The 20,160-nt window shown below is 67.1% G+C and carries 15 protein-coding genes; 13 read left to right on the forward strand and 2 right to left on the reverse strand.

Going from position 1 to position 20,160, the window contains the following annotated elements; genetic code table 11:
• The 13 genes from OS124_RS24015 to OS124_RS24020 all read left to right on the forward strand — a co-directional run.
• On the forward strand, nt 1-1,901 hold a 1,901-nt coding region (locus OS124_RS24015), incomplete at its 5' end, for an acyl carrier protein (RefSeq protein ID WP_010138879.1).
• Between the two features lie 119 nt (nt 1,902-2,020).
• Nucleotides 2,021-3,163 (forward strand): condensation domain-containing protein, encoded by a 1,143-nt coding sequence (locus OS124_RS0107605; protein ID WP_168161445.1) that lies wholly within the window; start codon nt 2,021-2,023, stop codon nt 3,161-3,163.
• A gap of 19 nt (nt 3,164-3,182) precedes the next feature.
• Complete coding sequence (locus tag OS124_RS28170; RefSeq protein WP_272941947.1) at nt 3,183-3,317, forward strand: hypothetical protein; 135 nt, start codon at nt 3,183-3,185, stop codon at nt 3,315-3,317.
• Nucleotides 3,317-4,504 carry a sulfotransferase family protein gene (locus OS124_RS0107615; protein WP_010138881.1) on the forward strand — a complete coding sequence of 396 codons (1,188 nt, stop codon included), beginning with the start codon at nt 3,317-3,319 and terminating at the stop codon, nt 4,502-4,504. The genes OS124_RS28170 and OS124_RS0107615 overlap by 1 nt, the downstream gene beginning before the upstream one ends.
• 13 nt (nt 4,505-4,517) lie before the next feature.
• Complete coding sequence (locus tag OS124_RS0107620; RefSeq protein WP_010138882.1) at nt 4,518-6,800, forward strand: efflux RND transporter permease subunit; 2,283 nt, start codon at nt 4,518-4,520, stop codon at nt 6,798-6,800.
• Complete coding sequence (locus OS124_RS0107625; RefSeq protein WP_010138883.1) at nt 6,800-7,597, forward strand: outer membrane lipoprotein-sorting protein; 798 nt, start codon at nt 6,800-6,802, stop codon at nt 7,595-7,597. The genes OS124_RS0107620 and OS124_RS0107625 overlap by 1 nt, the downstream gene beginning before the upstream one ends.
• Nucleotides 7,598-7,836: 239 nt before the next feature.
• Nucleotides 7,837-9,246 carry a hypothetical protein gene (locus OS124_RS0107630; RefSeq protein ID WP_010138884.1) on the forward strand — a complete coding sequence of 470 codons (1,410 nt, stop codon included), beginning with the start codon at nt 7,837-7,839 and terminating at the stop codon, nt 9,244-9,246.
• Nucleotides 9,247-9,398: 152 nt separating this feature from the next.
• Entirely contained in the window at nt 9,399-10,136 is a 738-nt protein-coding gene (locus tag OS124_RS0107635) for an ABC transporter ATP-binding protein (RefSeq protein ID WP_010138885.1), read from the forward strand.
• An 83-nt stretch (nt 10,137-10,219) separates the two neighbouring features.
• Nucleotides 10,220-10,801, forward strand: a complete 582-nt coding sequence (locus OS124_RS0107640) for a DUF2796 domain-containing protein (protein ID WP_010138886.1) — start codon at nt 10,220-10,222, stop codon at nt 10,799-10,801.
• Between the two features lie 56 nt (nt 10,802-10,857).
• A complete protein-coding gene (locus OS124_RS0107645) occupies nt 10,858-12,111 on the forward strand; it encodes an ABC transporter permease (protein ID WP_010138887.1) in 1,254 nt (417 codons plus the stop codon).
• A 103-nt stretch (nt 12,112-12,214) separates the two neighbouring features.
• A complete protein-coding gene (locus OS124_RS0107650; RefSeq protein ID WP_010138889.1) occupies nt 12,215-12,730 on the forward strand; it encodes a DUF3299 domain-containing protein in 516 nt (171 codons plus the stop codon).
• 134 nt (nt 12,731-12,864) lie between these two features.
• Nucleotides 12,865-14,022, forward strand: a complete 1,158-nt coding sequence (locus OS124_RS0107655) for an ABC transporter substrate-binding protein (RefSeq protein ID WP_010138890.1) — start codon at nt 12,865-12,867, stop codon at nt 14,020-14,022.
• A 53-nt stretch (nt 14,023-14,075) separates the two neighbouring features.
• A complete protein-coding gene (locus OS124_RS24020; RefSeq protein ID WP_010138891.1) occupies nt 14,076-16,694 on the forward strand; it encodes a methyl-accepting chemotaxis protein in 2,619 nt (872 codons plus the stop codon).
• 47 nt (nt 16,695-16,741) lie between these two features.
• Here OS124_RS24020 and OS124_RS0107665 read toward each other — a convergent pair whose 3' ends face one another.
• Together OS124_RS0107665 and OS124_RS0107670 are read right to left on the reverse strand one after the other, a co-directional pair.
• Nucleotides 16,742-17,533, reverse strand: a complete 792-nt coding sequence (locus tag OS124_RS0107665; RefSeq protein WP_138919463.1) for an IclR family transcriptional regulator — start codon at nt 17,531-17,533, stop codon at nt 16,742-16,744.
• 349 nt (nt 17,534-17,882) lie between these two features.
• Nucleotides 17,883-20,160 (reverse strand): response regulator (locus tag OS124_RS0107670; protein ID WP_010138893.1); only part of this gene is annotated, 2,278 nt, incomplete at its 5' end.

Here is a 20,160-nt window from a genome sequence, read left to right on the forward strand (position 1 = left end):
CCAAGGTGCTGGGCGGCTGGATCCTGCACCGCGCCTTCCAGAAGGCGGGGGTTCAGCCCGACTTCCTGATCGGCTTCTCCTCCATCGCCGAGGTCATCGGCTCGGGCGGGCAGGGCAACTACGTCGCCGCCAACGCCTTCCTGACCGCGCTGGCCCGCTACCGCGACAGCCTTGGCCTGAACGGCACCGCGATCAACTGGGGTGCCATGGCCGAGTCGGGCTTCGTCGCCCGCTCGGACGGCATGGCCAGCTACCTGGAATCGGTCGGCCTGCATGGTCTGAGCGACCAGGAAACCGACATGGGCATGGAGCTCGCCGTTTCCCGCGACGTGGCGGGCTTCTGCTATGCCAAGGCCGACTGGGGGCAGATCGCCCGGGCCAACACGGCGCTTGGCGGCAGCCCCCGCATGGCGCCGCTGTTGCAGAAGGACGGCTCGGGCGGCGGCGAGGTGCGGGCACGCCTGATGGCGCTGACCGGGGCCGAGTTGCGCGCCGAGGCCATCGAGTTCCTCAAGGACGAGGTCGCCAACGTGCTGAAGATCGACAAGGCGACGATCCAGTCCGACCGGCCGATGTCCGAGCTGGGGCTCGACTCGCTTTCGTCCTTCGAGTTGAAGATGCGCGTCGAGACGGCGCTTGATTTCTCGATGCCGGTGTCGCGATTCCTGGCGGCGCCCTCGATCGACGAATTCGCCACGATCCTCGAAGAGGAGATCGCCGCGATGGTCGAGGCCGAGGCAAATGCCGCCATTGCGCAAGAGGCCGGCGCCGAGGGCGAGGACAGGGGTGAGGAGAGCCAGCGCGGCGTTCTCGGCTCTGACCGCCAGATGGGGCTGCTGCGTGCCTCGCTGGCGCCGATGAACTCGGACGCCGGGCGGCTGTCGCTGTTCCATGTGCTCACCGCGCCGATTGCCACCGATCTGGCCGCCGCCTCGGGGGCCATGGCCGTGCTGGCCGACCGGCACGCCCTGCTGAAGCTGCGCCCCGAGGGCGCGGGCGAGGCGCTGGCGCTGCAGCTAGATGGGGCGCCGCAGGTGCTGGAGACCCTGCCTTGGGTGCCCGACGTGGCCGCCGGTCAACTGGTCCTGCTGGGGGTCGGCGCGCGAGAGGTCACGCTGATGCTGCATCAGGCGGTCGGCGACCTGGACTCGGCCAGGCTGCTGTTGGCAGAGCTCGAGACGTTGCTCGCGGGTGGCACCCTGGCGCCAGCCTGTCCGGCGGCGGCGGTGACCGCAGCCCTGTCCGGCGCGCACTACGACGAGGACAGTGCCGAGGGGCAGAACGACCGTGCCTTCTGGTGGTACGCATTGCGCGCCGGGGCAGGGCAGGTGCCCTTCGACCGGCGTGCCCGCGCCCTGCTGCCCGTCGGCCTGGGCCGGGATCGCGGCGCGGCGGCGGTGACCCGCATCCCGCTGGCAGCGCCGCAGAGCGAACCGGCCCTGTTGCTGGACTTTGCGCGCGCGCTGCGCCGGGCCACCGGCTCGACCGGCAATGTGCTGATGACCCGCATCGAGGCGACGCGGCAGCAGCTGCCCGAGGGTGCTGCGGTCGGTCCCTTCGAGGTCGATCAGCCGGTGCTGGTGGAAACCGACCTGCCCGAGAAGCTGGCGCTGGCGCGGCTGACGCGGGTGCTGGCGGCGGCGTCGGGCCATGGCCGCTTCGGCAGCACCGCGGCGGCGAAGGTCTTCACCAGGCAGATCCGGGGCTGGAACGGGCACCCCTTCCAGATCGCGGTGTTGCGCGGCGGCGCGGCCTCGGCCTCGGCGGTGGCAGGCTACGACCTCGTGCTGGAGATCGGCGAGGACGAGCTGCGCCTTGTCCGCGACGTCGACGTGGTGACCGAGGCCCAGGCCGAGGCCATTGCCCTGGCCCTCAGCCCCGAGGCCGTCCCGGCCGAGTGATCTCGGCGCCTGGGAAACAGCTCCGTCCGGTCGGTGACCGGGCGGAACCCGATCAACGCGGGGACGCCGGCGAAGCCCGCCGGACCGTCAGGACGGCAAGGAACCACGGAAGAATGGACATGGGTGTGATCTCTGCGGATCTGGTGCCGGTCAGCCTGTGGCAGCACTATCAGATCCGCCAGCTGACCGATCCGACCTGCACGCCGGTCAGCGCGCGCCGCTGGTTGCCGGCCTTCGCGACCCAGGTCCGGCCACTGGCCGACCGGGGACGCCTGGGCCGTGCGTTCCAGAAGCTGGTGCGGCGGCACGATCCCCTGCGGATGCGTTTCGTGCAGGAGGATGGGCGCTGGCAGGGCGTGATGAACCCGGTCAGCGATTACCAGCTGACCGAGATTGACCTGACCGAGATCGCCGACGACACGGCCTTCCAGGCCGAGGTTCAGCGTATCGCCCGGCAGCCGATGGACATCCTCGAGAGACAACTCGTCGAGCTGATCCTGCTGACATGCGGCAGCCGGGGCGACGTGGTGGTCTGGCGCATCCACCATGCGCTGACCGATGGCTACGGCATGGTCGTGCTGGCCGAAGACCTGTTCAAGTACATGCTGGGCCTGCCGATCCCCGGTTCGGCGGTGTCGCACCAGGATTACCTGGCCCGCTGGCAGGCTCCGCCCGCGCCCGAGGTCGGTCGTCGCGCCAAGGGGCTGTCTCCGCTGCATCTTCAGGTCGGCTTCCGGGATACGCTGGGCCTGACGGCACGGGTCAGCTCCGAAAGCGCCCGGCGGCTGACGGAGAGGGCGGCCGAGCGCGGCCTGCTGCCGCGGGATCTTGTATTTGGGGCATGCCTGGAAGGCCTCTGCCAGATCTGCGGCATGGACTGGCTGATCTACAGCTTCGCCCCCACCCGGACTGGGCCCGCCCTTGCCAGCTATTGCGGCGATCACACGCTGGATCCCTTCGCGATCTGCCGCGCCGATGGCGGGCAGGATGCCTTCGACCGGGCCGGCCGGGTCTATCGCGGCGTGCTCGAGGCCATCGCGCATCTGCCTGCCAACTCCGCCCGGCGCGGCAGCCGGCTGGAGCGGCAGATGATTGACGCAGGGGCATATCCCCGCCAGTTTGCCACCTGTTCGCCCCGGCCACCCGCCGCGAGAAGACCTCGGTCTTCAAGCGCAGCTTCGAGATCCGGCCTGCGAGACCATGCGCTTCGGAGCGCATTCCTTCACGCCGCTCGCCATCGATCGCGAGGTGGACACCATTGACGAGTTGCAGGTGATCGGAATGGACGATCTGGAGACATGCGCCTTCGGGCTGGGCTGGGATATCGACGCCTATACCCCCGCCGAGATGGAAACCCTTTCCCAGGGCATCTGCGACCTGCTGGCGCTGGACCTGATCGGCGCGGAGATCCGCTGATGTCGAAACGCCCCGTTGCCCCCGTTGCCCTCGTCGATCCCGCCCGCATGGTGCCCGCCAATCCGCGCGACTATGACTATTCGCCCAACATGCCCAGGCTCTGGCATGGCATGACCTTCGCCGCCTGGCGGCAGATGTCGCGCGGCCAGTGGGCCAACCGGGCGCATATCCGCCCCGGCCTCTTTGCCTCGGTCACCGCGCTGAGCCTGGGCAATTCGCTGATGGCGGCGCTCAGCCAGGCGGTCCACGGACGGGCCCTTGCGCGGGTGAGGATCGAGCCCGATCCGGTCTTCGTGCTGGGCTTCTGGCGCTCGGGCACCACCTGGCTGCACCAGCTTCTGTCCAACGATCCGCGTTTCACCGCCCCGACCTCGCTGCAGGTCTTCATGCCGGAAAGCTTCCTGGTGCTCAGCCCGGTCATGCGGCGGCTCGAGAGGCTCTGGCTGCCGGAACACCGGCCGATGGATGCCGTGGCGCTCGAGGCAGATACCTCGGAGGAAGACGAGGTCGCGCTGGCTGTGGCCGGGGCGGCCTCGATCATCCGCACCCTGTCCTACGGCAATACCGCGGACCCCCGGGTGACCTGGGACCTGGAGGGTCTGCCCGAGGCCGACCGCCAGCACTGGCGCGATACCTGGATCCGCTTCCTGACCAAGGTTCAATACACCGCGCCGGGCAAGCAGCTGCTGTTGAAGTCCCCGGCTCATACCATGCGCATCGCCGAGGTGCTGCGGCAGTTCCCGAATGCCAAGTTCATTCATATCGTGCGCGATCCCTACGCGGTGGCAGCCTCCTACCTGCATTCCTCCGAGGCGATGACGGCCACCCAGACCGTGCTGAAGGTCATGCCCGACCCGGAGGAGCAGCTGGACGGCGCCCTGCGGGTGCTGCCCGAATTCCACCAGGCCTTCGACCGGCAGAGGCACCTGATCCCCGAGGGGAACTATACGCTGCTGCGCTACGAGGACCTGCGCGAGAACACCAAGCCGGTGCTGCGCCAGGCCTATGCGGACCTGGGGCTGGACAGCTTTGCGGCCATCGAGCCGGGGCTGGACCGCATGATCGAGGCGCGCCGGGGCTACAAGGCCGGCAAGCCAAGGCTCCCCCCTGCGCTGGCCGCGCGGATCGAGCAGGAGTGGGCCGCGTACTTCCAGCGCTACGGCTACTCCACAAGGACCTCAGAGTGACTGACAGGGCATCATGACAACATCCGACCGGGTCGCGGACTTCCTTCTGCGCCACCTCAAGAAACTCAGCGCCCTCGTGGTGGTGATCGTGCTGGCACTGGCGGCGGGCATTCCCGCGCTGCGGTTCTCGGCCGACAACGCTTCGTTCTTCGGTCGCGACAACCGGGAAACCCGCGACCTCGAAGAGCTGTCGAACCTCTACACCGGGTCCAGCGGCTTCCTGATCATGGTCAAGCCCCCCGAGGGCGAGATGTTCCAGGTACAGACGCTGGAAGCGCTGAAGCAGATGACGGCAGATGTCTGGCAGGCGCCCTTCGCGTTGCGCGTCGACTCGCCGGCCAACTTCAACCACAGCCGGACCGAGGGTGATGACATCCTCGTCGAACCCTTGCTGGACGAGTACGCCGAGGTGACCCCCGAGGTCGCCGCGCGGTTCCGAGAGGTGGTTTCGGGCAGTGCCGAGCTGCGCAACCGGCTGGTGGCCGAGGACCTGAAGGCCTATGGCATCTCGCTCAACACCGTGCTGTCGGATGACTTCGAGGCGCGGCGGGACGAGTTGCTGACCTATCTGGACCAGATGAAGGCGGATTGGGCCGAGCGCTACCCGGGCTACGAGATCCGCATGACCGGCGATGTGCTGGGCGGGCTGACCCTTGCCGAGGCGGCCAGGCAGGACATCCTGACGCTGGTGCCGATCGCCTTCCTGCTGGTGATCTCGCTGCTGCTCTACTTCCTGCGGGTGCCGCTGGCGGTCGGTGGCGCGGCGGTGGTGGTGCTGTTCGGCACGCTGGCCACCTTCGGCTTCACCGGTTTCCTCGGCATCGAACTGACGGCGGGCACGGCGATCTCGCCGATGGCGGTCATGGTGCTGACGGCGGCCTCGTGCATCCACCTGATCCTCAGCTGGTTCCGAGAGCTGGACCGTTCCGACCGCGCCGCCGCGCTGCATCACGCGGTTTCCGAGAACCTGGCGCCGGTGCTGGTGACCACGGTGACCACGGCGATCGGGTTCCTCGGCCTCAATTTCGCCGAGGCGCCGCCGTTGCAGGACATGGGCAATATCGTCGCCTTCGGGCTGATCATCGGCATGTTCGCCAATTTCACCATCCTTCCGCTGGCCCTGCGCGCCAGCCGGGCCCGGGGGGGCGACCGTCTGCCGCTGCGCGAAGGGATGATGCGGCGCCTGGCCGATCTGGCGATCCACCACCGTCGTGGCTGGATCTTCGGCTTCCTGGCGCTGATCCTGGTCTCTGTCTTCGGTGTGACGCGGATCGGATACGACGACAGCCTGGTGCGCTACTTCGATGACCGGTTCGAGTTCCGCCAGGATTCCGATGCCATCCAGCAGCACCTGACCGGGCTCGACAACCTGCAGTTCTCGTTCACCGCGCCCGAGGGGGCCTCGGTCTTCGATCCGGACTTCCTGCGTGACATCGACCGCTTCACCACCTGGATCGAGACCCAGGACAACGTGGTCGGCGTCACCAGCCTGACCCAGATCATCAAGCGGCTGAACATGTCGATGAACGACGATGACCCCGCTTTCGAGACCATCGGCGACAGTCGCGAGGCCAATGCCCAGCTGATGATGTTCTACGAGCTCTCGCTGCCCGTCGGGCTGGACCTGAACTCGTCCATCGACGTCGACCGGCAGAGCACCCGCGTGGTGGTGCTGATGCGGGCCGAGCACAGCGACGAGGTGCGCCAGCTCGGAGAGGCCGCCGAAGCCTGGATGGCGGCGAACACGCCCGCGACCCAGGCCCATGCGGCGGGGATCTCCTTTGCCTTCTCGACCGTCTCCGAGCGCAACAACTCGCAGATGCTGGCCGGGTTGCTGCTGGTGCTGGTGCTGGTCTCGCTGATCATGATGGCCACCCTGCGCAACATCCGCATGGGGCTGATCAGCCTGGCGCCCAACCTGCTGCCGGCGATCATCGCCTTCGGCCTCTGGGGGATCACCTTCCGGGACGTGAACCTGGGCTCGACCGTGGTCACAACCATGACATTCGGGATCGTGGTGGATGACACCGTCCACTTCCTGATGCACTATCTGGACGGACGGAAGAAGGGACGCTCCACGGTCGACGCCCTTCACGAGACCTTCCGCGTCGTTGGGTCTGCCGTGATCGTCACCTCCATCTGCCTGGCGATCGGGTTCATGACCATGGCGACCTCGGGCTTTGCCATCAACCAGCACCTTGGCGCGCTGACCGCCATCGTGATCGGCTTCGCCCTGCTGGCCGATCTGCTCTTTCTTCCCGCACTGCTTCTCAGCTTCGACAGGACCAGGACATAATGTTTACCACGCTCATCGCCCGAACCACCGCTCTCGTTGCGGTGCTTGCCCTCGGCCTGGGGGCCGCCAGCGCCGAAACCACGCAGGAGAAGGGGCTGCGCATCGCACAGCAGGTCGGCCAGGAACCCGGCTTCCGAGACCAGGCTGCCCAGGGAGAGATGATCCTGACCACCCGCAACGGGCAGACCAGCACGCGCCGTTTCGAGGCCCGCTCGGTCGAGACCGGCCCGGACGAGGGGCGCTCGGTGCTGACCTTCCTGTGGCCCGGCGACATCCGCAACACCGCGTTGCTGACCCATTCCCACGCCGGCGGGCAGGACGATGACCAGTGGCTCTACCTGCCGGCGGTCTCGAAGGTGCGGCGGATCACGTCCTCGGGGCGGTCCGGCTCGTTCGTTGGGAGCGAATTTGCCTACGAGGACATGGTCGACCAGGATTCCGACAAGTACGACTTCAACTGGGTGCAGACCGCGCCTTGCCCGGCGGGGGGCAGCTGCGACGTGATCGACCGCTTCCCCAAGGGCAGCTCTGCCTACAGCTTCGAGCGGGTCTGGATCGACCAGGCGCGGCACCTGATCCAGAAGGTCGAATACTATGATCGCCGCGAAGCCCACCTGAAGACCATGGTGGTTTCGGGCTATCGGCAGCACCAGGGCAAGTACTGGCGCGCCTCGAGAATGGAAATGAGCAATCATCTCACCGGCAAGGGCACGACGCTGACTTGGGACAATTTCCGTTTCAATCAGGGCGTCAATCCCAATGACCTCACGGTCAATTCCCTGCGCAAGGGTCTGTGACCCCCCGAAAGCCATTGATCAGCTCCGGGCCCGGCGGTTCCCTCGCCGGGCCCGCAATGCGTTGAGCATGCGAAAACGTCCTGAAAATAGACGGCAAAGGTGGCCTGTATACAACTTCTGAGTGTCGATTGTGGCATCGGCGCATCGGATCTTCCGTACACGCACGAATTGTCCAGATTAAGCGTGTGCCATTGGCCCGGAACGCTAAACCTGCTGCCAATCAGAGACTGGAGTGATTTATGTCGATTCTCTCGGGGGGAAAGTCCGCGGCAATTTCCGCAGGATTTATCTGCGCGGCACTGGCGGGACAGGCGCAGGCGCAGGATGCGAGCATCAATGCCAGCGTGACCTTCGGGGTGCGCCACTACTTCGAGGACGGGCTTTATGCCAACCAGTCCGACAGCGGGCCGGAAGGGTCGCTGGAATTGAACATCAACGGGTCCCAGCCGCTGGGGACGGGGCAGCTCAACTTCGATCTGAGCGGCCTTGTCGAGAGCACCGGCACCCGCAACATGTTCAATCCGGCCGAGCTGAACTACTCGGCCAGCTTCGGCAACTGGAGCCTGCTGGCAGGCTACCACACCGAGAACTGGGGTGTCGCAGAAAGCCGGTCGGTCATGAATGTCATGAACCCGACCAACAATGCCGACCCGATGATCGAGGACTCGCTTCTCGGCACGCCGATGGTCAACCTGAACTACTCGACCGCGGTCGGCACGTTCAGCGCCTATGCCCTGCTCGGCTTCACCGAACCGACCTATGCCGACGGCGATGGCGCGCGGTTCCGCTCGCCGCTGGAATGGGACTCCTCGCGCGCGGAATACGAAGAGAGCGAGAACGAGCGCAAGGTCGACCTGGCGCTGCGCTACTCGGGCTTCTTCGACATCGGCGGCGGCTCGCTTGACCTTCAGGCGACCTATTTCAACGGCACCAGCCGCGAGGCCGTCGGCCTGCCGGGCTGTGTCGCCTCCTTCGGCACCGTCACCGAGGCGATCTGCAACCAGGCCAACGAGCTGATCAAGCTGGCCTATGAAGCGGGGCTCGACCTGGACCTGGGCGGTCTCGACCCGGATACTTCGATCATCGACGACATCCTCGACCTGATCGACCCGGACCTGGCCGACGACCTGCTGGCGCTGTTGTCGAACCAGCCGGTGCTGGGGGTCGTTCCCTATTACCAGAAGGTCGAGCAGTTCGGCCTCTCGGGCGTCTATGCGATCAACGACCTGCAGCTGCGGTTCGAAGCGTCCCACCACGAGACTTCTTCCGGGGACTACCTGTCGGCCGTGGTGGGGGGCGACTACACCTTCAACAACTTCTTCGCCGGCAAGGGCGACCTGACCGTGGCGGTCGAATATCTCTATGATGACCGCAGCCCGGTGCAGCCGCTCACCGTCTTCGAGAACGACGTCTTCCTCGGCCTCAACTATCGCTTCAACAATACCAACGCGACCGAGCTTAAGATGGGTGTCTTCCATGACATCGACAGCCAGGCGCGCCTCTACACCCTCGGCCTGAGCACCCGCCTGACGGATGCGACCAGCATCCAGATGAACGCCACCCATGTCGACACAAACGGCTTCAACGATCCGCTGGCCTTCATCGACAACGACAGCTTCCTCGAGCTGAAGTTCACCAGCTACTTCTGATCCGCGACCCGTCTGCGGAAAGGCGCCCTCCGGTCCAGGCCGGGGGGCGTTTTCGTTTGCGTGGGGGGAAGGTGTTGACTTCTACATCCGGCTTTGACAGATACGTAATATCATTACACCACCAGGGCCCGGCGGCCCGGCAGGAGCAACCGATGGCCCAGCCCGACATGACGCGCATCGAGGCCGCTGGCGGACGGCCCGAGGCGATCCGCCTGGAGACTCTGCGCTTCGCCTGGCCGGGGCGCACCTCGTTTCGGCTCGAGGTGCCGGAGTTCCGAGTCGGGCGAGGGGAAAAGGTCTTCCTGCTGGGCGAAAGCGGCACCGGCAAGTCGACGCTGCTCAGCCTGATCTGCGGCATCAACGCGCCGGATCGCGGCAGCGTCATGGTTGATGGCACTGCGCTGGCCGACCTGTCCGCGCCGGCCCGCGATCGCTTCCGTGCCGAGCGGATCGGCGTCATCTTCCAGATGTTCAACCTGCTCCCCTATGCCTCTCCGCTCGAGAACATCCTGCTGCCGTTGAGTTTTGCGCCGGACCGGCGCCGCCGCGTGACCGACCCGCGTGCCGAGGCGCTGCGGCTGACCGGGGCGCTCGGACTTCAGGACGATCTGGTCACCGGCGCCCGTGCCGCCGAACTGAGCATCGGTCAGCAGCAGCGCGTCGCGGCCGCCCGCGCCCTGATCGGGGCGCCTGCCCTGATCGTAGCGGATGAGCCGACCTCGGCTCTTGATACGGCTCGGCAGGGCGCGTTCCTCGACCTGTTGATGACCCAGGCCGAGGCCCAGGGCGCAACCCTGCTGATGGTCAGCCATGACGCCCGCCTGTCCGGGCGCTTTGACCGGGTGCTGGACCTGTCCGAGATCGCCATGACGACTCGCGGGGCTGGCTGAACCGCGCTGCAGGGTGGCCTTGGCGGCCCTGTTGGTGACATGATATAACGTACCGAAACTCCGCACTGCGAGGGATAGAGAGAATGAAACGGATTGCCCTGACCGCCATGGCCGGACTGATTGCACCGCTGGCGCATGCCCAGGAACACCGCGAGCTGGGCGCCCATGTCCACGGTGTCAGCAAGCTGGAGCTGGCCATCGAGGACGGTCGTCTGGAAATGATGCTGCGCTCTCCCGGGGCCGATATCGTGGGCTTCGAACACGCGGCTGAAAGCGACGATGACAAGGCCGCTGTCGAGGCGGCCATCGCCCGGCTGAAGGAGGGCGCGACGCTCTTCGCCTTGCCGCCGGCGGCCGGGTGCAGCCTGATCTCGGCCTCGGCCGAGCTGGAGTCCGGCGCCCATGTGCATGATGATGATCACGATCATCATGCCGAAGAGGGGCACGACCATGAAGACCACCATGACGACGATCACGGTGGCCACAGTGAGTTCCACGCGGCCTACAGCTTCGAGTGCGCCGATACCGGCGCGCTGACGCAGATCGGCTTCCCCTTCTTCGGTGCCTTCCCGAATGCCCATGAGATCGAGGCGCAGTATGTCACCGACAGCGGCGCCGGCGCCGCCGAGGTCAGCGCTGCCGGGGCCGAACTGAAGCTCGACTGATCCAATGACACCCCGGCGCCCACCCCCGAACGGAGGGGCGCCGGCAGGAGACACACATGCTGCTACCCGCCTTGGCCTGGCAATCTCTGCTCAGCCGCCGAATCACCGTCGGGCTGACGATCTTCGCCATCAGCCTGTCCGTTGCGCTCTTTCTCGGGGTCGAGAAGGTGCGGACCGGGGCGAAGGCGAGCTTTGCCGACACGATTTCGGATACTGACCTGATCGTCGGGGCGCGCTCGGGCGGGGTGCAGCTACTGCTCTATTCCGTCTTCCGGGTCGGCAATGCCACCAACAACCTGACGTGGGAAAGCTATCAAGACATCGCCGCCCGACCCGAGGTCGAGTGGATCGTGCCGATCTCGCTGGGCGACAGCCATCGCGGTTTCCGCGTCATGGGCACCAGCGCCGAGTTCTTCGACCGCTACAAGTACCGGGGTGGGCGCGGACTGGAGATGGCGGAGGGCGCGCGCTTCGACGATCTCTTCGATGCGGTGGTCGGCGCGGATGTGGCGGCAGAGCTGGGCTATCGGACGGACCAGCAGATCGTGGTGGCGCATGGTCTGGCGTCTTTCACCGAACATGACGACAAGCCCTTCCGGGTGTCCGGGGTGCTGGCGCGCACCGGCACGCCGGTCGACCGCACGGTCTTCGTCAGCCTAGAGGCGATCGAGGCGATCCATGTCGACTGGAAGAACGGTGCCCGGATACCCGGGCAGCAGGTTGGCGCCGATGCCGTCCGGCAGATGGAGCTGACCCCCGGCGCGGTGACGGCGGCGATGATCGGCACCACGTCCCGGTTGCAGATCTTCGGCCTGCAACGCTGGATCAACGACTACCCCGAAGAGCCGTTGCTGGCGATCCTGCCCGGGGTCACCCTGCAGGAGCTCTGGGACCTGATCGGCGTGGCCGAGACCGCTCTGGTCGGTGTTTCGGCCATGGTGGTGGCGACCGCGCTTCTGGGCATGGCGGCGATGATCTTCTCGGGCCTTGCCGAGCGCCGGCGCGAGATGGCGATCCTGCGCGCCGTCGGGGCGCGCCCCTGGACCATACTGGCCCTGCTCTCGCTCGAGGCCCTGTTGATGGCGGCGCTTGGCGTGCTTCTGGGGATGGCGTTGCTCTATGGCGGTCTCTTCGCCTTCCGGGGCTGGATCGACGACAGTTTCGGGATCTACCTGCGCATCACCGCGCCCAGCCTGCGCGAGCTCTGGGTGATGGGCCTCGTGCTGGTGGCCGCTCTGGTGGTCAGCCTGGCCCCGGCCTGGCGTGCCTACAGGATGTCGCTCAGCGACGGCATGACGGTCAGGGTATGAGCACCATCGGCGCCACCTCGGCGCGCACACCATTGTCACCATGTGTCACGCCCTGCCGGGTGATAAACTGCCCCCGACCCGAGTCGCGGCAAGAGAGGATCCGATGCTGACCACGAGACGAGAGCTGTTGGCGGCCCTGGCCGCACTCGGCCTGCCGCTGCCACTGGCCGCCCGCGAAGAGGTCATCTCGCTGGAATGGTCCGACCTGATCCCGGGGGGGGACGGCGGGATGTCGCTCTCTGCGCTGCGTCAGCTCGGGGTGGTCGAGCACGACCAGGCCGGCGGGCTGTCGACCGGTTTCGACCAGGAAGAAGCCGCCGCCGTCACGACCGACTACAACGGCAAGATCGTCCGTCTGCCGGGCTTCGTCGTGCCGCTGGACTTCGATGCCACGGGAATCACCGCCTTCATCCTGGCGCCCTTCGTAGGGGCCTGCATTCACGTACCGCCGCCGCCGGCCAACCAGCTTGTCTTCGTCACCACCGAGCGGCCCTACGAGAGCAAGGGCCTCTACGAGCCGGTCAATGTCACCGGGATGTTCGGCACCGCGGCCACCGGCACCCAGCTCGCCCAGATCGGCTATGCGCTGTCGGCGGACAGGATCGAACCCTACGGCTGAAAGGCTGGGGGCTGCGGGGCCAATTGAATTTTCGGCAGAAAGATCCGGGGCGCGGGCGAAAGGCCCGGCCCGCTTGAGGAAGCATTAAGGTCCGGTCTCCTAGGTTTGCGCAGCTCAAAGCCCAGGAGATCACGATGCGCCTTCGCACGACCCTCTTCGCCGCCGCTCTGGCATGTTGCCCCGCTGGCCTGATCCAGGCCGGGCAGGGTGTGACCGACAGTTCGGTGACCTTCGCGCAGGTCGCGGCCATGGATGGCCCGGCCTCGGCCCTGGGGTTGGGGATGAAGGCCGGGATCGAGGCCGCCTTTGCCGAGGCCAATGCCTCCGGCGGCGTCCATGGTCGGCAGGTCCTGCTCGAGGCCTTCGATGACGGTTACGAACCCGACCGCTCGGCCGCGCATCTGCGCGACATCGTGCAGGGCGATGCCCATCTCGGGCTGATCGGGCCGGTCGGAACGCCGACCTCGGCGGCCAGCCAGCCGGTGGCGACCGAGGCCGGGCTGCCCTTCATCGGTCCCTTCACCGGTGCCGGGTTCCTGCGCGACGCGAGCCTTGGCAACATCTACAACATCCGCGCCACCTATGCCGCCGAGACCGAGGCCTGGATCGCCCATCTGGTCGATGGGCTGGGCATGTCGCAGATCGCCATCCTCTATCAGGATGACGGCTTCGGGCGGGTCGGGCTGGATGGCGTGACCGCGGCGCTTGACCGGCGCGGAATGCAGCTGGTCGCGCAGGGCACCTACACCCGCAACACGGTGGCGGTGAAGTCGGCCCTGCTGGACCTCCGCAAGGCCGAGCCCGAGGCGGTGGTGATCGTCGGCGCCTACAAGCCTGTGGCGGAATTCATCAAGCTTTCCAGGAAGCTGAAGTTCGAGCCAACCTTCGTCAACATCTCCTTCGTGGGATCCGATGCCCTGGCCGCCGAGCTGGGAGAGGCGGGCGAGGGCGTGATCATCAGCCAGGTGGTGCCCTTCCCCTGGGACGATGGCCTGCCCCTCGTCGCCCGCTACCAGGCAGCCTTTGCGGCACATTCCGGCTCGACGCCCGGTTTCGTGACCCTGGAAGGCTACATGGTCGGCCGGGTCGCGCTGGCCGCACTTGAGGCCGCGGGAAAGGATCTGACCCGCGAAGGCTATCTCAAGGCCCTTGCAGGTCTGCGTGACCTGGATCTGGACGGGGTGGCCCTGCACTTCGGCCCCGGAGACAATCAGGGCATGGACGAGGTTTTCCTGACCCGGATCACCGCCGGGGGAGATTTCGAACCGATCGTCTCCGGTCAGGGAAGCTGACCCGAGGTCGTATCCTCGCGCCCCTTTCAGACGACGACCACGCGGAGCCAGCCATGCTGACAGCCCTGAGACGCCTGACCGGAAGCATAGGTACCAAGATAACCTTCATCCTGCTGGCCATTTCACTGGCCGCAGGGGCTGGCGGCGGGACCGCCCTGGTGGTCTTCGACCGGATCTCGACCCAGATGGACAAGCTGACCGGCGACATGCTTGGACGCATGCAGCGCAGCGCCCAGCTGATGCAGGCGGCAAACGGGGCGCGGGATGTGGTGACCCGGACGCTGCTGGTCGCCTCGGACGCCGACCTGGCGGCACAACGCTCCGAGATTTCCCGCAGGATGGCGTCACTGGAAGAGCGGGCGGCCCAGATGCCGCCCGTCACCCGCCAGTCCCTGGACCGGACGATTGCCGAGGTCCGCAGCGCCCTCGGAGCCCTGGCCGACAGCCGCGCCGAGGAATTCCGGCAGGAAGCGGCCATCGCGACGCTGATCCTGCAGATGCAGCAACGGATCGAGGCCCTGCAGGGCAAGCTGGCCGAGCTGGCGGATGATGCCTACTTCAACCTGGTCATGGGGGGCGAAGAGACCATCGCGGTGGTCGATACGACCCTGTCGAACCTGGTGAACCGCGAGTTCGCGGCGCTGCAGGCCGTGCTCGAGACCCGGGCCGACCTCAACCTGCTGACGGGGGTTGCCCTGGCGGCCGGGGCTGGGGGACAGCAAGGGGGCATGGCTTCGATCCTTTCCGACCTTGGCGATGGCGCCGCCGACCGGCTGGAGGGTCGGATTGACGACCTGGCGCAGAGCGAGAGCCTCTCGCTGGATCCTGCCCAGCTTCACGAGGCGCTCGACCTCTTTCGCCGCGCCTCTGCCGGCGGGCGCGGCCTGAACGCGGCGGTGCGGGACCAGGTGCTCTCGGCCCGGCAGGCCACGGATGTGCAGCTTTCGACAGCGGTGGACGACCTGTACTTCGTGCTTGCCATTGCGGCCGAGGATGCTGCAGGCACCAACCGCGACACGATTCAGGGCCTGATGGACCGGGAATTCGGCTTCCTGATGCAACTGCTGTCGCTGAATGCCGCTGTCAGCGCCTTCACCTCGGCAGCCATCGAGATTGTCAGCGCCAGCGATCCGGCGGCGGTGCGCGAGGATGCGGGTGCCCTGGCGACTGCCGTGCAACGGCTGGGGGACCTGCGCGACCTCGGCGGGGGCCTGGTGAGCGAGGACCTTGACGGGCTGGCGACCCTTGCCGATCCGGCGACCGGCCTTGTCGCAGCGCAGCTCGCGGTGCTCGAGGCCCGCAGGGCCGCCGCCGACGCCTCCGGCGCCGGTGTCGCCAAGGTGCTTGAGATCGCCGAGAGTGCCGCGGCTCTCACGGCGGAAAGTGAAGCGCAGATCCGTGACCTCGCCAGAGGCATCTCGGGGGATGTCGATGCGGCGGCTGCGCGGATGCTTGAGGTGGCGCTGATCTGCGTTGCGGTCCTGATCGGGGCGATCTTCCTGACCTGGTGGCTGATCCTGCGGCCGCTCTCGGCCATCAGCGCGACGACCGAGCGCCTGGCCTCCGGTGACCTGAAGCCGGTCAGCGGCTTCGAGGGCAGGTATGGCGAGGTAGGCCGCATTGCCCGCGCCCTGACGGTCTTCCGTGACGGGCTCGTCGAGCGGCAGGAGGTGTCGCGCCGTGCCGAGGCCGAGCGCGAGGCGCATCGCGCGGCCCAGTCCGCCGCCGTTGGCGCCCTTGCGACAGCCCTGGAGCGGCTTTCAACCGGTGACCTGACCGTGCGGATCAAGGGCGAGATGAGTGCGGGGTACGAAAAGCTGCGCAGCGATTTCAACCAGGCGGTCCAAACGCTGGAAGCGTCGATCAGTACGCTGTCGCACAGCGGTCAGTCGATTGCCGCGGCCAGTGCAGAGATATCCAATGTCTCGCGGGAACTGGCTTCGCGCTCTGAACAGACCGCCGGTACCCTGGCGGGAACGGCCGGGGCCGTCGACAGGCTGTCCAGCTCGATTTCCGCTACGGCCCGGGCCTCGGGCGAGGCGCGGGATGTCGTCAACCATGCCTGCAAGCGCGCCGACGATAGTGTCGCCGAGGTGCATCGCACCATCCAGGCCATGGAGGAGGTACGCGACTCCGCCCGCAAGATCGAACAGATTATCGACCTGATCGAGGGGATTACCTTTCAGACCAACCTCCTGGCGCTCAATGCCGGGGTCGAGGCCGCGCGGGCAGGTGAGGCAGGGCGCGGCTTCGCGGTCGTGGCCTCGGAGGTGCGGGCCCTGGCACGGCGATCAAAGGAGGCCGCAGACGAGATCACCTCGCTTGTGCAGGCAAGTCGTCGCCAGGTCGATGCCGGTTTCGAACGGGTCAACAACACCCGCGCGACAATCGACGAGATCTCGAGCTCGATCGTCAATGCATCTGGGCTGATGTCGAACATTTCCGAGCAGGTGGTCGAGCAATCCGCGAACCTGGCCGAGATCAACACGTCGATGTCGCGTCTGGATGATGCGACGATGAAGAACACCGCAATGCTGGAAGAGGTGTCCTCGGCCAATGTCTCGCTCAACGAAGAGGCGCAGGGCATGTCCGTCGCCATCGGGCAGTTCCGGCTGACCGGCGCAACGCAGATGCCCGGCGCGGGGCAGGGGGCGCGCAGCCAGGTCGCCTGACCAAGGGCATCCGGCACCGGGCGGGAGACGGCGCGCCCTGCCGTCCGTCACGTCTTGCGGGCGAAGAGGTCGGGGGCCTGGCCGCCCAGGTGCTCTGTCAGCTGGTGCGCAGCGTCGCGAACCTGCGTGCCGGTGATTTCAAGGCGCTCAGGCGCAAGTCGCGCCGCAAGGCCCGAAATCGAGATGGCGCAGGCCGGTTCCCCGGTCGGAGACCAGACCACCGCCGCGACGCAGCGCAGCCCCTGGATATGTTCTTCATCGTCCACCGCGTAGCCGCGCCGCCTGATCCGGGCGATGTCCGCCAGGACCGCCTCGATGCTGGTCAGGCTGCGCGGCGTCATGGGCCGCAGGCCGGTGCGTGCCGCCAGGGCGATGATTTCGGGGTCGGGCCAAGTCGCCAGAAGGGCCTTTCCCATGCCAGAGCAGAACACCGGCGTGTGGCCTCCGGGGGGCGAGATCGCCCGCACGATCTGGCGGCTTTCGACCTGGCTGACCGTGACGAGCCAGTCACCATCCAGGATACCGAAGTTTGCAGTCTCCTGGGTCTGATCGCGCAGGCGTTTCAGGTAGGGCAGGGCGGGGGCTATGAAACTGCGACGCCGTCCGTAGGCCTGCCCAACCGTGAAGGCGGTGCGACCGACCCGCCAGACCGCGGTTTCAGGGTCGCTCTGGGCGAACCCCTGGCTTTCCAGCGTGGTCAGCAACCGATGGGTGGTCGAGACGGCCAGCTCGGCCTGTCGAGCCAGTTCGCTGACCCGCAACCCGTCGTCGGATGCCCCCAGCAGGATCAACAGATCGAGGGCCCGCCGGACCGATTTCACGCCTTCTGAGCCTGCCATCATGATGTCCTTTGCCCTGTACATCGCTTTCCGGTTTGCGGAAGGCGTGCCACATGTTCGGGGCGCTGAAGCGGGGCGTCTACCCCGGGATGCGCCGGGATGTTGAATTGTGGCCCATGAAGGTCAGCCAAGGGCGCCGGATCTCATGGCCGCCAGTCAATGCGCGTCAATGCACTTCAATGCCGGACATGCCGGGGAGGGGGCGGATGCGCAGCGGGTCCGGCGACGGTGGCGCCGGCCAGGGCGCCACCCGGCGGCCCGGTGGGGCCTGCGCGTCCCTTGCCCCCCGGAGTGCGCAGGCCTGGCCTGGTCGGCCCGCGCTCTCGCGCCTTGGCCGTGCGATCCTGGCCTAGCCGTCGAGGGCACGTTGCAGCGCCGCGCCCAGTTCCGCCGGGGCGCAGGGCTTCTGCAGGGTCGGCGCAACCACCGTGCCCATGTCCTTTTCCAGCAGCCCCGAGTAGCCGGTCATGTAGATCACCGGAACCTCGGGCAGGCGCTTTCGCAATTCGGCCGCCAGCTCGAAGCCTCCGATCCCGCCGGGCATCACCACATCGGTCAAGAGAAGGTCCAGCGGCAGGCCCGCCTCGATCATCTTAAGCGCCTCGCGTCCCGAGCTTGCGGTTTCGACCTCGTAGTTCAGCCCGCGCACCACTTCCGAGACGATGTCCAGCAGGCTTTCCTCATCCTCGACGATCAGGATCCGCTGGCCGGCGCCCTCGGGCACCGCGGCGCGCAGCTTTGGCGCCTCGCGGGTGTTCGCATCCGTGCCGCGCGGCAGGATCATCCGCACCGTCGTGCCAAGGCCCGGCTCGGAATAGATCCGCATTTCACCCCGGGCCTGCTCGACGAAGCCATAGACCATCGACAGGCCCAGCCCGGTGCCCGCGTTCTGGTCCTTGGTGGTGAAGAAGGGATCGGTCGCCCGGCGCTTGACCTCGTCGGTCATCCCCGGCCCGTTGTCCGTCACCGAGAACTCGACATAGCGCTGCCGCTCCTCCCCCTCGCCATCCTGCCCGTAGAGCGCGGAATGGGGGTCGACCTCGGACAGGCTGCGCACCGAGACAGAGATCCGGCTGCCGATTCCCGACCCCACGATCGCATCGCGGCTGTTCAGCACCAGGTTCAGCAGGGCGTTTTCGAGCTGGCCGATATCGCAGAAGACCTTGGGGTCGGACGCATCCGGCATGAAGACCAGTTCGATGGATTTCTCGATGGCGGGTGTGGCCAGTTCCTCGAAGTCGCGCAGCACCTGGCCCGTCGGGACCGAGCTTTCCAGGCCGGGCTGGCGCTTGGCGAAGGCCAGCAGCCGTTGCGTCAGCTCGGCGCCTCGGCGAACCGACATCTGGACCGTGTCGAGGAAGGGCAGCGCTGTCTTGGTGGTCTCGGGTTTGACCAGCTGCACCGCGTATTCGATTGTCGCGAGGATGTTGTTGAAGTCATGGGCCACGCCACCGGTCAGCTGGCCAAGCGCATCAAGTCGCGACGACCGTTCAATCTGCTGGCGGTTCTTTTCCTGCTCGGTGATGTCGTCAAGGATCACCACCGTTGTGACATCGGCGGCCTCCTGCGCCGAGACCGGGGCCGAGGACACCCGCACGTAGCGCGGCGCAAGCGCCCCTTCGCGGCGCATCAGGGCGGTCTCTCCACGCAGGACCTCGCCGCCCAGGGCGCGCAGCACCGGGTTCCTCTCGGGCGGCAGGGCCACCAGGCTTTGCGGATCGACGAAGGCCACGGCCTCGGGCCAGGCGAAGGGGGGCTCGCGCTCGATCTCGCCCATCATGGTGCGGCCGCCGGCATTTGCGAACTGGACATGGCCATCCGCCGTCATGCCGATGATGCCGCTGCGGGTCGCGTCGAGGATCGCCCCCAGTCGGTTGTTCACGGCCCGCTCCCGGGCCGAGATCGTTTCGGCCCGGCGGCGGGCGCGGATGTTCTGCACCAGGAAGGCCGCGCCGATCAGCACGACCACCAGCGCCGCGCCGAGCCGCGCCAGGCGCAGGCGCTCGGGGGTCCAGAACTCGGGGGCCTCAAGCCATTCCTGGCGAAGCGACTGGTAGTCCTCGGAGCTGAGATAGCCCGGTATCACGCCGTTCAGCTGCTCGCGCACGGAACCCAGGCCGCGCCGCAGCGCGATGGCCCGCTCGGTCACGAAGAACGGCGGCTGCACCTCCGCGATGCGGCTTGCCACCCCCTTGACCTCGGCCATGCGACGCACGGTCATCGTCGGATAGAGGATCGCGTCAACCTCGCCCTCCAGCAGCCCCGTCAGCAACTCATCGGGGGTTTCAAAGCTCATCAGGTCAAGGCCACCATGGGCCTCTGCAATGACGCGCGCGACGTTCTGTTGTGCCACGCCCACGCGATAGCCCAGCAGATCATCAAGCCCGCCAACCCCGTCGGCCTGCCCGGCCAGGGTGAAGATCGAATAAGGCGACTGCTGGATCGCGGTCGAGAAATCCATCCGGGCGCGCCGCTCGTCGTCCACCGAAATCGGCGGAAGGATGTCATAGGCACCGCTGCGGGGCCCCCGACCCCAGGTCTCGCTGTCGATTTCCTCGAAACGCAGCTCAAGGCCCGCGCGTTCGGCGAGGTCGCGCAGGGTCTCGACCCCGAACCCGGTGATCGTG

The organism is Oceanicola sp. S124 (assembly GCF_000220565.1).
GTDB lineage: Bacteria > Pseudomonadota > Alphaproteobacteria > Rhodobacterales > Rhodobacteraceae > Pseudooceanicola.